Origin of the sequence: Bradyrhizobium sp. BR 10261, assembly GCF_019455395.1 — a bacterium.
In the GTDB taxonomy this organism is placed as follows: Bacteria; Pseudomonadota; Alphaproteobacteria; order Rhizobiales; family Xanthobacteraceae; genus Bradyrhizobium; species Bradyrhizobium manausense.
This window is the reverse complement of the sequence record NZ_JACOFQ010000009.1, coordinates 119,500-133,982: the sequence shown is the minus strand read 5'-3', so window position 1 is coordinate 133,982 and position 14,483 is coordinate 119,500. Positions and strand designations below refer to the sequence as shown.

The following is a 14,483-nucleotide window of genomic DNA, read 5'->3' as shown; positions in this document are numbered from 1 at the left end:
TCTTGCTTATCCCTTGACCGCACCCGCCGTGAGGCCGGCAACGATGTGCTTTTGCGCCAGCAGGAACAGAATGATCGTCGGCAGGATGGTCAGCGTGATGAAGGCGAGGATCAGGTGCCATTCGGACGAATATTCGCCCTGGTAGACCATGATGCCGAGCGGCCAGGGATAGAGCGCATCGGTGTTGAGCATCACCAGCGGCAGCAGATAGGCGTTCCAGCTGTTGACGAAGGTGATGGTGCCGACGGTGGCCAGGATCGGCCGCGACAACGGCAGCGTCACGTAACGAAAGAATTTGACGTAGCTGCAGCCGTCGACCAGCGCGGCCTCCAGCAGCTCATAGGGAATGTCCTTGAAGAAGCGGCGCAGCAGCAGCACGCTCATGGCGAGGCTGAAGGCCACTTGCGGCAGCGCGACGCCGAAATAGGTATCGAGCAGGCCGAGGTCGCGCACCTTGATGAACAGCGGCAGCACCGCGGTCGCCGCCGGAAACAACAGGCCGAGCGTCAGATAGCTCAGCAGCATCGACGAGCCGAAGAACCTGACATGGGCAAAGGTGAACGCCGCCATCGAGGCTGTGATCAGCGTCAATGTCACCGTGAGGGTCGAGATGATCAGCGAATTGCGCAGCAGCTGCCAGTAGCGGGCAGAGAACAGGATATCCGCATAGTTCTGCCACTCCCAATGCTGTGGCAGGCCGAATGGATTGACGCGCAATTCGCCGAGCGATTTGAAGCCGCCGAGCACGGTTGCGAGCAGCGGCACCAGCACGAAGATGGCAACGATGCCGAGAAATGCCGCCTTGAACAGCATTGCGGGGTCGAACGGCGCGCGGGCAGTCTCGGCACTATTCATCGCGCATGAACCATCGCTTGTAGGTGAAGGCAAAGGTCACGCAGATCGCGAACAGGATGACGCCGATGGCGCTGCCATAGCCGACCCGCATGCGCGAGATGCCGTTGTTGTAGAGGAAGCTGACCATCGTGTTCGAGGAATCCGCCGGTCCCCCGCGCGTCAGCGGCATCACGAGGTCGAACAGTTGCAGCGAGCCGACGATGGCGAAGAACACCGAGAGGCGGATGGTCGGGTAGAGCAAGGGGATCACGACATGGCGCAGCGCCTGTGAGCGCGTTGCGCCGTCGATCCGCGCCGCCTCGACCAGGCTCTTGTCGAGGCTCTGCAGCGCCGCGATGAACAGCATCATATGGAAGCCGAAATACTTCCACACGATCACGATCAGCACCGCCAGCATCGCCGTATCGGTCGAGGCCAAGAGGTGCGGCGGCTCGGCGCCGAAGCTGCGCCAGATCGATGCGACGAGACCGTAGTCACCGTCATAGACGAAGCTGAAGATCAAGCCGGTGGCGATCTCCGCCAGGATATAGGGCATGAAGAACAGCATGCGCAGCGCCACCGCGCCGCGAAACTTCTCGGCCAGCATCAGGGCCAGTGTCAGCGCGAGCGGCAGCTGGATCGCGAGCGACACCGCGATGATGAGCCCGTTGTTGCGCAGCGCGAGCCAGAACGCGCGCGTTTCCAGCACGAAACGATAGTTGTCGAAGCCGATCCAGTTGGTCGGCCTGCCGAAACCGTTCCAGTTGAAGCCCGAGTACCACGCTGCCTCGCCGATCGGCAGCACCACGAACAGCGTGAACAGCAGCAGCGCCGGCGGCAGAAACAGGATCAGGACGGTGAAGCGGCCGTCCCAGCCCGGGCCCCGTACCGCAACCTGAGGAGCCGCCTCACCGGCAACGCTGATCGGCGAGGTGATCGCGATCCGTCGCGCCACAGTCAGTTACCTTGCTTGTAGGCCGCTTCGATTGCCTTCGCAGCGTCCTGCGGGCTCATGCTGCCACCAGCGATCTCCGCCGTGACGTCGTTGACGACGCGCCCGACCGACGGGCCGAGGCTCTGGTCATAGAAGTTCTGGTGATACTGCGACTTCGCCAGATTGGCCGCGATCTGCTTCATGAAAGCGCTGTTGAGGCCGGCCTCGCCGCCCTTGACGACGGGAACGATGAAGTTGCCTGCGGCAAGCCGCGCCTGCACGTCCTTGGAGATAAAGAACTTGAGGAAGTCGGTGGCTTCCTTGGGCGCCCCCTTGGTGATCAGCCAGCCGGTGATGCCGCCGAGCGTGTCTGACGGCTCACCCTTGCCGCCGGGTACCACCGGAAAATCGAACCAGCCAAGCTTGTCGTCGCTGAGACCGACCTTGTCGGCAGCAAGCGCGCGCTGGGTGTGATAGAAGGAGGAGATGGCCAGGATCATCGCGGCCTTGCCGTCACCGAAATAGCCGACGGCCTGCGGGTTCTTGAAGCCGAGGAAGCCGTTCTGGAACGGCTGCAGATCGACCAGCTGCTTGAACAGCTCGCCGGATTTCTGGAAGGTCTCGCCGGCGAAGCCGCCATTCTCGCCCTTCAGCGCGGCATCGAAGGCCGGCTTGCCGCCGATGCGCACGGCGAGATGGGTCCAGTAGAAATGCAGCGGCCATTTGTCGGCACCGCCGACCACAATCGGCGTAACACCCGCGGCCTTCAGCGTTTTCACCGCGCCGAGCAGATCGTCCCATGTCTTGATCTTGCTTGGATCGACGTTGCCCTTGGCCATCAAATCCTTGTTGTAGAGGAAGCCGACCTGCGAGAGCGAGATCGGAAGTCCGAAGACGCGGCCGTTCCGGGTGAAAGCGGCGAGCGCCGCCGGCGCGATCGTGTCGCTGTAGCCGTCGCTCTTCACGGAATCGGTAATGTCTTCCAGCACGCCCGCTTCGACCTGCGTCTTCAAGACGCCGCCGGCCCAGCTATAGATGATGTGCGGCCGGTCCTTCGATTGCAGGATGGTCGGCAGCTTGGCCTTGTAGGCCTCGTTCTCGAGGAACTGCATCTCGACCTTCACACCGGGGTGCGAGGCCTCATAGCTGCGTGCGACCTCCTCCCAGATCTTCACCTGGGCCGGATTGACCTCGATGTGGAGCCATTTCACGGTGGTGTCGGCTGCCGCGACATTTGCGCCAAGCAGGCATGCGGCAACGGCGAGTCCCAGCTTCCCGAGCAATCTCATCTAAACTCCCGACGGCTTTTATTCTTTGGACGCAATCCTGCCTTCAGTTTTTGAGGTACGCAACTAAAATTCTGACATATGGACCTCACAAGAGGAACGGCTAAGTTCCTGCGAAAGAATCAGGGCGGGCTTCGCCGCCCATAACAAGCTGAAAGGTTCCCCATGGCTGCCATCTATTCCGACCTCACCGGCAAGGTTGTGCTCGTCACCGGAGGTGCAGCGGGAATTGGTGCTGCGATCGTGCGGCGCTTCGCGGAGCAAAAGTCCAAGGTCGTGTTCTTTGACATCAAGGTCGACGAAGGCCAGCGCCTGGCGCGCGAGCTGTCGGATCAAGGGCTGGCCGCGCATTTCCAGCGCGTCGATCTGACCGACATCCCGGCCTTGCGCGCCGGCGTCGAAGAGGCCCGCAAGGCACACGGGCCGATCAACATCCTGATTAACAACGCCGCGCATGACGAGCGGCATAAGACCGAGGAGATGACGCCGGAATATTGGGATGACCGCATCGCGGTGAACCTGAAGCACCAGTTCTTTGCGTCACAGGCTGTGTTGCCGGACATGAAGGCGGCCAAGTCGGGCGCCATCATCAATTTCGGCTCGGTGTCGTGGATCGCCGGACAGGGCGGCATGGCCGCCTACACCGCCAGCAAATCAGGTGTGATCGGGCTCACGCGCTCGCTGGCGCGTGACTACGGTCCCTTCAACATCCGCGTCAACGCGATTGCACCGGGATGGATCATGACCGAGCGCCAGCTCGAGAAATGGATGACGCCCGCAGGCGAAGCCGAGCTGCAGCAGCGCCAGTGCCTGAAGCGCCGGCTCGTGCCTGATGAAGTCGCGAAATTCACCCTCTTCCTCGCCTCAGACGAAGCCTCTGCCTGCACCGCCCAGCACTACATCGTCGACGGCGGCTGGGTCTGAGGCGCTTGCCGCTGAAGGCGAGCACCTCTCTCTCCGACGTCGTTGCGAGCGCAGCGAAGCAATCCAGAATCCCTCCGCGGAACGACTCTGGATTGCTTCGCTGCGCTCGCAATGACGGAGCATGAGGCAGCATCGCGGCCTCTCATTGTGCAGCTTTCGCAGGATGGAGTGCGCTTTCAGAACGTCAGAGACCTGCAATCAGGCCAGCCCAGCCGCCTTCAGGCTCTGCTTCAGATGGGCAACACCCTTCCTGGCATAGGTCAGCGGGTGTGCCTTCTGCGGGTCCTGCTCAGCCTCGACCACGATCCAGCCGGAATAGCCCGGCAGTTCGCGGAAGACGGCGGGGTAATCGACCATGCCGTCGCCGGGCACGGTGTAGACACCGAGCTCGTTGCCCTGTCCCAGCACCGCATCGAGGAAGCTCCAGTCCTCGCGGCGCGCCTGCTCCATCACCGCCCGGCGTACATCCTTGGCGTGGACGTGGCTGATGCGGGCGCGATATTTTTGCGCCAGCGCGGCCGGATCGGCACCGCCCCAGGTGGCGTGGCCGGTGTCGAGCAGGAGATGCGCGGCTTCGCCGGTTGCCGCCATGAAGGCGTCGATGTCATCAGCGCTTTCGACGATGGTGCCGATGTGATGATGGTAGACCAGCCTGACGCCTTCGGCGAGCGTTCGCTCGGCGACTTCGGTGATGCGGCGGCCGAACTGCGCCCAGTCCCCTGCCTTCATGACCGGCCGCTGCGACAGCGGCTTGCTGCGATCGCCGTGGATCGCATTCGAGGTCTCGGCGAAAACGAGGACTGATGATCCCATCGCCTTGAGGAGATCGAGATGCGGGCGCAGATGCTGCATCTCTGCGTCGGCATCGCGCTTCAAGAGCTCCGCCGAATACCAGCCGGAGATGCAGGCCATGCCGAAGGGCGCGAGCGCAGCCTTCAGGGCCTGCGGCTCGCGCGGAAATTTGTGGCCGAGCTCCATGCCCTCGAAGCCGGCTTCGCGCGCCTCGGCAAGGCAGGTCTCGAGCGGTGTGTCGCCGCCGATCTCCTGGAGATCGTCGTTCGACCAGCCGATGGGGTTGGCGCCGATACGGATAGGCATGTCGTCCTCACTCGATCAGATATTGCGACGCGCAAGCGCCTCGATGTAGCCGCGCCTTGCGGCTTCGACCTCGGTGCGCTCGGAGACCTCCGGCACCGCCACCTCCCACCAATGGCCACCGGCATCGGTCGAGCGCAGCGGATCGGTGTCGATCACGACGACACTGGTCCGGTCGTGACCTCGCGCCTCCTCAAACGCCGCTTCCAGCTCCGCGATACCAGCGACCTTGCGCGCGATCGCTCCCATCGATGCGGCGTGGGCCGCGAAGTCGATCTCGGGCAGCGTCTCGTGGCGGGCATCGCGCAAGAGGTTGTTGAAAGGGGCGCCACCGGTCGCGTTCTGGAGCCGGTTGATGCAGCCGAAGCCTCTGTTATCGAGCACGACGATGATGAGTTTTGCCCCTAACATTACCGACGTGGCGATCTCGGAATTCATCATCAGATAGGAGCCGTCGCCGACCATCACGATGACTTCGCGCATGGGATCGGCGAGCTTGACACCGAGCCCTCCGGCGATTTCGTAGCCCATGCAGGAATAGCCGTATTCCATGTGGTAGCCGCCGGGCGCGCCCGGCTGCCACAGCTTGTGCAGCTCGCCGGGCAAGCCGCCGGCCGCGCACAGCACGACATCGCTTGGCCGGCTGCGGCGCTGGACGGCGCCGATGACCTGGGCATCGCTCGGCAAGGTTTCGTTGCCTGACGCGGTGTAGCGCGCGGCCGTTTCCAGCCAGGCCGTGCGGCCACTCCTGGCCTGCCCGGTCCAGACGGCAGGTGCCGTCCAGCCCTGAAGGGCGGTGCCGAGCTCGGCCAAGCCGACCTTGGCATCAGCCACGAGCGGCTGCGCACGATGCTTGCCGGCATCGAAGCTCTGCGTATTGAGGCCTATGATCCTGCAGGCGGGATCGGCGAACAGCGAGCGCGAGCCGGTGGTGAAATCCTGCAAGCGGGTGCCGATCGCCAGCACGAGATCGGCCTGCCGCGCCGCATCATTGGCAGCGCCGGTGCCGGTGACGCCGATCGCGCCGAGACTAAGAGGATGATCGTGCGGCAGCGCGCTCTTGCCTGCCTGCGTTTCTGCCGCCGGAATGCCGTGCGCGGTGCAGAAGGCCGCAAGATCGGCTTCCGCCTCGCTGTAGAGAACGCCGCCGCCGGCGACGATGAGCGGGCGCTTGGCGGCCTTGAGCAGCGCCGCGGCCTGCGCCATCTGCGTCGCGTCGGCGCGCGGGCGGCGCGGCTGCCAGACGCGCTCGGCGAAGAACCAGTCGGGATAGTCGAAGGCTTCCGTTTGCACGTCCTGGCAGAGCGCAAGCGTCACGGGTCCACATTCGGCCGCGTCGGTCAGAACCTGCATCGCCCGCTCGAAGGCGGGCATGATCTGCTCGGGCCTGGTGATACGGTCGAAATAGCGCGAGACGGGCCGGAAGCAATCATTGGCGGAGACTGTGCCGTCGCCGAAATCCTCGATCTGCTGCAGCACGGGATCGGGACGGCGTCCGGCGAAGACATCGCCCGGCAGCAGCAACACCGGCAGGCGATTGACGTGAGCGACGGCCGCCGCCGTCACCATATTGGTCGCGCCGGGGCCGATCGAGCTCGTCACCGCCATCATGCGCCGGCGGCGCGAGGTTTTCGCGAAGGCGATGGCCGCATGCGCCATCGCCTGCTCGTTATGCGCGCGCAATGTCGGCAGGCGGTCGCGCGCGGCATACAGCGCCTCGCCGAGGCCTGCGACATTGCCATGCCCGAAGATCGCCCAGACGCCGGCGAACAGCGGCTGATCCTTCCCGTCGATGACAGTCCGTTGCGCGGCCATCGCGGCGACAAGCGCCTGGGCCATCGTGAGCCTGATCGTCGCCATCACTCGCTCCCACTCAACCCCGTCGCGCGGACCGGCCCGTCAAGGTGTTCCGCCATCGCGCCGACCGAGCGCTTGTGCTCGCGCAACTGTGTCGCGAATGTGTCGTCGTTCGATCCGATACGATGTTGCGTGGCGGTTGATGACATCGAGAAGTGCAAGCTCCGACCTTGACTGGGCGGCGCAGAGAATGGAATGCTTATTCGAATAGTCAAGCAGTGATGATGGCAATGCGGTTTGGACTTCTCGGCGCCGGCAGGATCGGGCGCATTCACGGTCTCAATGTTGCGGCGCGCAGCGATGCACGGCTCGTCGCGGTGGCCGACGCCTCGAACGAGGCTGCGTCCTCGCTGGCGCAGGCGACGGGCGCGAAAATGGCCGATGCGGATGCGATCATCGGCGATGCCGGCATCGACGCCATCCTGATCTGCACGCCGACCGACACGCATGCCGACCTGATCGAAGCCGCCGTTTCGGCCGGCAAGGCGGTGTTCTGCGAGAAGCCGGTCGATCTCGATTCGGACCGCATTCGCCGCTGCCTCGCCACGGTTGAAAAATCCGGCAAGCCCCTGATGATCGGCTTCAACCGCCGCTTCGATCCGAACTTTGCGGCGCTGGAGAAGCGGCTGCGCAGCGGCGAGGCCGGCGAGATCGAGATCGTCAGCGTGATCTCGCGCGATCCCGGACCGCCGCCGGTCGACTATGTGAAACGCTCGGGCGGCCTGTTCCGCGACATGATGATCCACGATTTCGACATGGCGCGCTTCCTGCTGGCCGAGGAGCCGGTCGTCATCTTCGCAGTCGGATCGGCGCTGGTGGACAAGGCGATCGGCGAAGCCGGCGACGTCGACACCGCCGCCGTTGTCATGAAGACGGCGAGCGGGCGCATCGCGCAGATCTCGAATTCGCGCCGTGCCACTTACGGCTACGACCAGCGCATCGAGGTGCATGGCGCGAAGGGCATGCTGCGGGCCGGCAACGTCCACGAGACGACTCTGGAGATCGCGACCCGCCAGGGCTTCCGTGCCGATCCGGTGCAGAACTTCTTTCTCGAACGCTATGCCGCCGCCTATCGCGCCGAGCTTGCGGCCTTCATCGATGCCTGCAGCGGCAAGGCTGCGCCCTCTCCCACCGGTCTCGACGGGCTGCGCGCCCAGGTGCTGGCCGACGCGGCGACCGAGTCGGCCCGCACCGGCCGCCCTGTCGCGATCAAGGCTGCCTGAGCATGACGCCGGCCGAACTCATGCTGCGCCGCTATGCCGTTCAAGGCCTCGTCGCCGAGGCGGGCCGCATTGCGCTCGGCTATTTCAGTCGCAAGGAAAGCCTCGGCATCACGATGAAGGGCGCTCAGGATTGGCTCACCGTCGCCGACGGCGCGGTCGAGGATTTTCTGCGGGCGCGGCTGGCTGAGCTTTTCCCCGGCGACTCTGTGATCGGCGAGGAAGGCGGCGGCGAGGCCAGCGATGCGGTCTGGATCATCGACCCGATCGACGGTACCGCGAACTTCGCCCATGGCGATCGCACCTGGTGCATCTCCGTTGGCTTCCTTGTGAACCGCGAACCGACGATCGGGATCGTCGCGGCACCGGCGCTGGATGAGCTCTATGTCGCGCAACGCGGCCAGGGCGCCACGCTGAACGGGCAAAAAATCACCGTCTCCGGCGTCGACGATATCGGACGCGCCTATGTCGAACTGGGCTGGTCGCCCCGTGTGCCCTCGCAGCACTATGTCGACATGATCGGCCGCGTTTATGCCGCTGGCGGCGCGATGAAGCGCTCAGGCTCCGGCGCTTTGGGCCTCTGCCATGTGGCGAACGCCCGCACCGATGCCTATGCCGAGTTGCACATCAACGCCTGGGACGTCGCCGCCGGCATTGTGATCGCCCGCGAGGCCGGCGGCTGGGTCAACGACTTCTTCGCCCGTGACGGCATCAGCAAGGGCAACCCGATCCTGTGCTGCACGCCGGGGCTGGCATCGCAGCTCAGCGACATCACCGGGATTTCCTAGTCGACTTAATAGTTATTGCTTTGGAACTGAAGAGACGCCACCGTCACAGCCAATGACAGAGAATATCAAGTTCTCGTTCTGGGGAGGTGGACCATGGTTTGGAAATCCCTTGTTGTCAGGGCGCTGTTCAGCGCCGGTATCCTGGCCGCGGGCGCAGCCTCGGCGTCGGCCGAGGGGGCGCTCGTCATGTATTGCGGCGTGCAGGAGGAATGGTGCCGCGCGATGTCCACCACCTTCGAGAAGGAGACCGGCATCAAGGTTTCGATGACGCGGAAATCCGCCGGCGAAACCTATGCGCAGCTCAGGGCCGAGGCCTCGAACCCCCGCGCCGACATCTGGTGGGGCGGCACCGGCGACCCGCATCTTCAGGCCGCCGATGAGGGGCTGACGCTCGAATACGAATCCCCGGCCAACAAGGAACTGCACGACTGGGCGCTGAACCAGTGGAAAGCGGCGAAGCAGCGCTCGATCGGCATCTATGCCGGCGCGCTCGGCTTCGGCTACAACACCGAGCAGATCAAGGCCAAGGGCATTCCGGAGCCGAAATGCTGGGCCGACCTACTCAATCCCAAGCTCAGGGATGACGTGCAGGTCGCCGACCCGAACTCGTCCGGCACCGCCTATACCCTGCTTGCCACGGTCGTGCAGCTGATGGGCGAGGACAAGGGCTTCGATTATCTCAAGGCCCTGCACAAGAATGTCAGCCAGTACACCAAATCAGGCGCAGCACCGGCCAAGGCTGCGAGCCTCGGCGAGACCGCCGTCGGCATCGTCTTCATCCATGATGCCCTCGTGTTCGCGGTCCAGGGCGACCCGATCAAGGCCGTCGCGCCGTGCGAAGGCACAGGCTACGAGATCGGCTCGATGTCCATCGTCAAGGGCGCACGCAATCTGGAGAACGCCAAGAAGTTCTACGATTGGGCGCTGAGCCCCGCCGCACAGGCCCTCGCCGCCCCCGCGAAGTCGTATCAGGTGCCGTCCAACAAGAACGCTCCGGTGCCGCCGCAGGCGCCGAAGATGAGCGAGATGAAGCTGATCAACTACGATTTCGTCAAATACGGCTCGTCAGCGGAGCGCTCGCGGCTGCTGACAAAGTGGGACAAGGAGGTCAAGGCGCTGCCGAAATAGCCGTCGGCTGCGGAGATATCGGATGCGCCCTTCGACACGGCTTGCTCTCCTGCTCGGCTGGTTGGGCTACATGCTCGTGCCCTGGTACCTGCCGGAAGGTTGGGACCTTGCAGGCTATCCGTTCGGGCGGGCCGGCACCGCGCTCGTGCTTGCGACATCAGGCGCAGCGCCATGGCTGTGGCCGATCGGCATCGCGCTCCTTGCGGCGACGCTCCTCGCCGTCCGTGCCGAGACCACCCTTAGTGGGCCCGCGTTGATCGTCGCCGGGCTGCTCGGCCTGGTCGCGTTCTTCGCACAAGGCTTTGCGATCACGCTGCCCGGTCAGGGCATGCCGTGGCTCGCCGCGTTGCTGGGCGGCGCAGGCGCCGCGCAGCCAGGCATGGGTTTCGGCGCGCTGCTGACGCTGTTCTCGCTCCTCTTGCTGCTCTGCCACGGCCTCGCCTATCGCGGGTTCTGCCGGGGCGATCTCTTCACTACGTCCACCATCGGTGTCGTGGTGCTGCTGATCGGCCTCTTCATCTTCCTGCCGGTGGCGACGATCCTGCGCAGTGCGCTGGTCGACGCCAACGGCAGCTGGGCGCTGGGCGAATTCGCAGGCCGCCTGCTCTCCTCGACGATCTGGGGACTGGGATGCGTCGGCGGCGGTATCGCCTGCGGCGTCGCCTGGAATACTCTGATCCTCGGCGTGCTGACCGGCCTCATCACCACGCTGCTGGGCCTCGCCTGCGCGCTGCTGGTGTTGCGCACGGCGATGCCAGGCAAGCGGCTGATGCGCGCGATGACGGTGCTGCCGATCATCACACCGCCCTTCGTCATCGGCCTTGCGCTCATCCTGCTGTTCGGCCGTTCCGGCGTCGTCACCGGCCTGATGTCCGAATGGTTCGGCATCCCACGCTCGCGCTGGATCTACGGCTTGCCGGGCGTGCTGCTGGCGCAGGTACTGGCCTTCGCGCCGATCGCCTTCCTCGTGCTGATGGGCGTGGTCCAGGGCATCGCACCGAGCCTCGAAGAGGCGTCCCAGACGCTTGGTGCCAGGCATTGGCAGACGTTCCGCTCCGTGACCTGGCCGCTGCTGCGACCGGGGCTCGCCAACGCCTTTCTGCTCGGCTTCGTCGAGAGCCTGGCCGATTTCGGCAACCCGCTCGTGCTCGGCGGCAATTTCGAAGTGCTTTCGACCAAGATCTTCTTTGCCGTGGTCGGCGCCGCCCATAACCAGGGTCTGGCCGCAGTGCTCGCGATCGTGCTGCTCGTCTTCACGCTCGGTGCGTTCTGGCTGCAGCAGAGCTGGCTCGGCGGCAAGAGCTACACCACGGTCTCCGGCAAGGGCGATGCCGGCATTCCGGCGAAGCTGCCCACCTCCGTCACCGTGCTCTCCGCCGCGGTGATCGTACCCTGGGTCGTCCTGACGGCGGTGATCTACGCGGTGATCCTGATCGGCGGCTTCGTCAAGACGATGGGCCGCGATCATACGCCGACGCTGGAGCATTACCGCACTGGCTTCGCCGTCGATTTCAGCCACGGCTTATTCTTCGAGGGCGCAGCCTGGCCCTCTTTGTTCACGACGCTGAAAGTGGCTGCGATCTCGGCACCACTGACGGCGCTGATCGGCCTGCTCACCGCCTATCTGCTCACGCGGCAACGCTTCGTCGGCCGGCAGCTGCTCGAGTTCACGACCATGCTGAGCTTCGCCATTCCCGGCACCGTGCTCGGCGTCGCCTATATCCTCACCTTCAACGTGCCGCCGATCGAGATCACCGGGACCGGCCTCATCCTCGTGCTCGCCTTCGTCTTCCGCAACATGCCCGTCGGCATACGCTCGGGCATTGCGGGACTGGCCCAGATCGACAAGAGCCTCGACGAGGCCTCGACGACTTTGCGCGCGCGCAGCTTCACGACGCTGCGCCGTGTGGTGCTGCCGTTGCTCAAGCCCGCGCTTGTCGCGGCGCTGATCTACAGCTTCGTGCGCAGCATCACCTCGGTCAGTGCCGTGATCTTTCTGGTGTCGGCCGAATACAATCTCGCCACCGCCTACATCGTCGGACGGGTCGAGGCCGGCGAGTTCGGCCTCGCCATCGCATACTCCTCGGTGCTAATCGCCGTCATGGCCGCGGGCATCGCACTCATTCAGTTCGGGGTCGGCGAGCGCAAGCTTGGCCGCAGGCCCGTCACGCTGGTGGCTTCGGCCGCCGAGCCGGCCAGATAGGACTTGCCATGCCCAAATCAGGCCCCGCCTCCGTCGAATTCAGACATGTCAGCATGCGCTACGGCAATGTGACGGCCGTGGACGATGTCAGCTTCAGAATCCACGCGGGCGAGCTCGTGACGCTGCTCGGCCCCTCCGGCTGCGGCAAGACCACGACCTTGCGCATGATCGCCGGCCTCGAAATCGCGAGCGACGGGCAGATCCTGATTGGCGGCAAGGACGTGACACGGCTGTCGGCCGCGGACCGCGACGTCAGCATGGTGTTCCAGTCCTACGCGCTGTTTCCGCATATGAACGTGCTGGAGAACGCGGCATATGGACCGACGGTGAAGGGGCTGGGAAAGGCGCGGGCCGAGGCGATGGCGCTGGAGAAGCTCGCTTTGGTCGGGCTCAAGGGCTTTGAGAAACGCTACCCGGCCGAGCTGTCCGGCGGTCAGCAGCAGCGTGTCGCCGTGGCGCGCGCCCTCGTGCTGGAGCCGCAGGTGCTGCTCTTCGACGAGCCGCTCTCCAACCTCGATGCCAAGCTCAGGCGCCGGGTGCGGCAGGAGATCCGCGAGCTCCAGCAGTCGCTGAAGCTCACCGTCGCTTATGTCACGCATGACCAGGAGGAGGCCCTCGCCGTCTCCGACCGCATCATCGTGATGTCGAATGCAAAGATCGCGCAGCAGGGCTCGCCCCGCGAGCTTTATGAGGTCCCGGCGAACAGCTTCGTCGCTGATTTCATCGGCGATGCCAATCTCGTGGAGGTGACGATCGAGGCGGTGCATGATGGGCAAGCGCAGGTCATGCTGGGACCTCTCCGCCTGACGCTTGCCGCGCGCGGCCTCACGCCTGGGCCGGCAAAAGCGGCCATCCGGCCCCACGGCATCATGTTCGGCGATGGCCTTGCAGGAACCGTCAGGAAATCCTCTTACCTCGGCGATCACGTCGAGATGATCGTCTCGACGCCGATCGGCGAGCTTTTCGTCGTCAGCCGCCAAACCGATGAGATCCCGGCTGAAGGCGCGGCGATCAAGCTGTCATTCGTCCAGCAAAATATCGCTCTCGTTCGCTGACGGGCTCGAATCCGCATACTCGCTCGCGATTCCCGCGGCCCGATTGTATCATCCAGGCATGAGCTATTCCGACGCCGCGGACGACAACCCAACACGCGTTCGCAAGATCATCCATATCGACATGGATGCCTTCTACGCATCCGTGGAACAGCGTGACAATCCCGAGCTGCGCGGCAAGCCCGTCGCGGTCGGTGGCTCGGCCGAGCGCGGCGTGGTCGCTGCCGCGAGCTATGAAGCGCGCAAATTCGGCGTTCGTTCCGCGATGCCGTCGGTCACCGCGAAGCGGCAATGTCCCGACCTGATTTTCGTAAAGCCCCGCTTTGAGGTGTACAAGGCGATCAGCCGGCAGATTCGCGAGATTTTTGCCGAGCACACCGAGATCATCGAGCCGCTGTCGCTTGACGAGGCCTATCTCGACGTGACGGAAAACCTGCAAGGCATCCCGCTTGCCCGTGACGTGGCGCTGCGGATCCGCGAGAAGATCAAGGCCGAGACCGGCCTCAATGCGTCGGCGGGCATCTCCTACAACAAGTTCCTGGCAAAGCTCGCCTCCGATCATCGCAAGCCCAACGGGCAGTTCGTGATCTCGCCCGAGATGGGGCCCGCCTTCGTGGAGACGCTGCCGGTCGGCAAGTTCCACGGGATCGGACCGGCAACGAGTGCAAAGATGAATGCGCTCGGCCTGTTCACCGGCCTCGACATCCGCAACCAGACGCTTGAATTCATGAACGCGAATTTCGGCAAGTCGGGCGCCTATTATTACTGGATCTCGCGCGGCGTCGACGAACGGCCGGTGCGGGCCAACCGGATCCGCAAGTCGATCGGCGCGGAGACCACGTTCTCGGCTGACCTTGCCGAGTTCGAGACGCTGGTCATCGAGCTTCGCCCCCTCGTCGACAAGGTCTGGCGCCATTGCGAGACATCAGGCAGCCGGGGCCGGACCGTGACCTTGAAGATCAAGTTTGCCGACTTCGAGATCATCACGCGCAGCAGGTCCGTGGCTGCGCCGGTCGTAGGCCGGGAGGAGTTGGAGCGCCTCGCCTGCGGCCTGCTCGAGGCGGAGATGCCCCTGCCGAAGCGCGTCAGGCTCCTGGGAGTCTCGCTGTCATCGCTCCAGGTCGGCGACGATGCGGCGCCGCAACTGACGTTCGAAATTTGA

12 protein-coding genes are annotated in these 14,483 nt (G+C 64.5%); 7 read left to right on the top strand and 5 right to left on the bottom strand.

What is annotated here, in order from left to right; genetic code table 11:
* Positions 1–6: 6 nt before the first annotated feature.
* The 3 genes from HYH07_RS12840 to HYH07_RS12830 are packed head-to-tail and all read right to left on the bottom strand — an operon-like array spanning position 7 to position 3,057.
* Positions 7–855, bottom strand: coding sequence for a carbohydrate ABC transporter permease (locus tag HYH07_RS12840; RefSeq protein WP_220002831.1), 849 nt, complete (start codon positions 853–855; stop codon positions 7–9).
* A complete protein-coding gene (locus HYH07_RS12835; RefSeq protein ID WP_220002830.1) occupies positions 848–1,789 on the bottom strand; it encodes a carbohydrate ABC transporter permease in 942 nt (313 codons plus the stop codon). Before HYH07_RS12835 ends, HYH07_RS12840 begins: the two co-directional genes overlap by 8 nt.
* Before the next feature lie 2 nt (positions 1,790–1,791).
* A complete protein-coding gene (locus HYH07_RS12830; protein ID WP_220002829.1) occupies positions 1,792–3,057 on the bottom strand; it encodes an extracellular solute-binding protein in 1,266 nt (421 codons plus the stop codon).
* Positions 3,058–3,219: 162 nt separating this feature from the next.
* Between HYH07_RS12830 and HYH07_RS12825 the strand changes: the two genes are divergently transcribed.
* Positions 3,220–3,978, top strand: a complete 759-nt coding sequence (locus tag HYH07_RS12825) for an SDR family NAD(P)-dependent oxidoreductase (RefSeq protein WP_220002828.1) — start codon at positions 3,220–3,222, stop codon at positions 3,976–3,978.
* Positions 3,979–4,176: 198 nt separating this feature from the next.
* Here HYH07_RS12825 and iolE read toward each other — a convergent pair whose 3' ends face one another.
* Both iolE and iolD read right to left on the bottom strand, forming a co-directional pair.
* Positions 4,177–5,076: a myo-inosose-2 dehydratase gene (iolE, locus tag HYH07_RS12820; RefSeq protein WP_220002827.1), complete on the bottom strand. Its 900-nt coding sequence runs from the start codon at positions 5,074–5,076 to the stop codon at positions 4,177–4,179.
* Between the two features lie 15 nt (positions 5,077–5,091).
* Positions 5,092–6,933 (bottom strand): 3D-(3,5/4)-trihydroxycyclohexane-1,2-dione acylhydrolase (decyclizing), encoded by a 1,842-nt coding sequence (gene iolD, locus HYH07_RS12815; RefSeq protein WP_220002826.1) that lies wholly within the window; start codon positions 6,931–6,933, stop codon positions 5,092–5,094.
* Positions 6,934–7,160: 227 nt separating this feature from the next.
* Here iolD and iolG point away from each other — a divergent pair, with 227 nt between their 5' ends.
* The 6 genes from iolG (at position 7,161) to dinB (ending at position 14,483) form a co-directional block, all read left to right on the top strand.
* The gene (gene iolG / locus HYH07_RS12810; protein WP_228749467.1) at positions 7,161–8,153 is read left to right on the top strand and encodes an inositol 2-dehydrogenase; all 993 of its coding nucleotides are present in this window, start codon (positions 7,161–7,163) and stop codon (positions 8,151–8,153) included.
* Positions 8,154–8,155: 2 nt separating this feature from the next.
* Positions 8,156–8,938 carry an inositol monophosphatase family protein gene (locus HYH07_RS12805; protein ID WP_220002825.1) on the top strand — a complete coding sequence of 261 codons (783 nt, stop codon included), beginning with the start codon at positions 8,156–8,158 and terminating at the stop codon, positions 8,936–8,938.
* Between the two features lie 93 nt (positions 8,939–9,031).
* Positions 9,032–10,066 (top strand): ABC transporter substrate-binding protein, encoded by a 1,035-nt coding sequence (locus HYH07_RS12800; RefSeq protein WP_220002824.1) that lies wholly within the window; start codon positions 9,032–9,034, stop codon positions 10,064–10,066.
* A gap of 22 nt (positions 10,067–10,088) precedes the next feature.
* Entirely contained in the window at positions 10,089–12,269 is a 2,181-nt protein-coding gene (locus HYH07_RS12795; RefSeq protein WP_220002823.1) for an iron ABC transporter permease, read from the top strand.
* Between the two features lie 8 nt (positions 12,270–12,277).
* Positions 12,278–13,324 (top strand): ABC transporter ATP-binding protein, encoded by a 1,047-nt coding sequence (locus tag HYH07_RS12790; protein WP_220002822.1) that lies wholly within the window; start codon positions 12,278–12,280, stop codon positions 13,322–13,324.
* A 58-nt stretch (positions 13,325–13,382) separates the two neighbouring features.
* A complete protein-coding gene (gene dinB / locus HYH07_RS12785; RefSeq protein ID WP_220002821.1) occupies positions 13,383–14,483 on the top strand; it encodes a DNA polymerase IV in 1,101 nt (366 codons plus the stop codon).

What these genes read in the sequence shown, in the direction of transcription:
- iolE (WP_220002827.1), bottom strand. Translation starts at nt 5,076, where the DNA reads ATGCCTATCCGTATCGGCGCCAACCCCATCGGCTGGTCGAACGACGAT.
- HYH07_RS12805 (WP_220002825.1), top strand. Translation starts at nt 8,156, where the DNA reads ATGACGCCGGCCGAACTCATGCTGCGCCGCTATGCCGTTCAAGGCCTC.
- HYH07_RS12830 (WP_220002829.1), bottom strand. Translation starts at nt 3,057, where the DNA reads ATGAGATTGCTCGGGAAGCTGGGACTCGCCGTTGCCGCATGCCTGCTT.
- HYH07_RS12790 (WP_220002822.1), top strand. Translation starts at nt 12,278, where the DNA reads ATGCCCAAATCAGGCCCCGCCTCCGTCGAATTCAGACATGTCAGCATG.
- iolG (WP_228749467.1), top strand. Translation starts at nt 7,161, where the DNA reads ATGCGGTTTGGACTTCTCGGCGCCGGCAGGATCGGGCGCATTCACGGT.
- HYH07_RS12840 (WP_220002831.1), bottom strand. Translation starts at nt 855, where the DNA reads ATGAATAGTGCCGAGACTGCCCGCGCGCCGTTCGACCCCGCAATGCTG.
- HYH07_RS12825 (WP_220002828.1), top strand. Translation starts at nt 3,220, where the DNA reads ATGGCTGCCATCTATTCCGACCTCACCGGCAAGGTTGTGCTCGTCACC.
- HYH07_RS12795 (WP_220002823.1), top strand. Translation starts at nt 10,089, where the DNA reads ATGCGCCCTTCGACACGGCTTGCTCTCCTGCTCGGCTGGTTGGGCTAC.
- iolD (WP_220002826.1), bottom strand. Translation starts at nt 6,933, where the DNA reads ATGGCGACGATCAGGCTCACGATGGCCCAGGCGCTTGTCGCCGCGATG.
- HYH07_RS12800 (WP_220002824.1), top strand. Translation starts at nt 9,032, where the DNA reads ATGGTTTGGAAATCCCTTGTTGTCAGGGCGCTGTTCAGCGCCGGTATC.
- dinB (WP_220002821.1), top strand. Translation starts at nt 13,383, where the DNA reads ATGAGCTATTCCGACGCCGCGGACGACAACCCAACACGCGTTCGCAAG.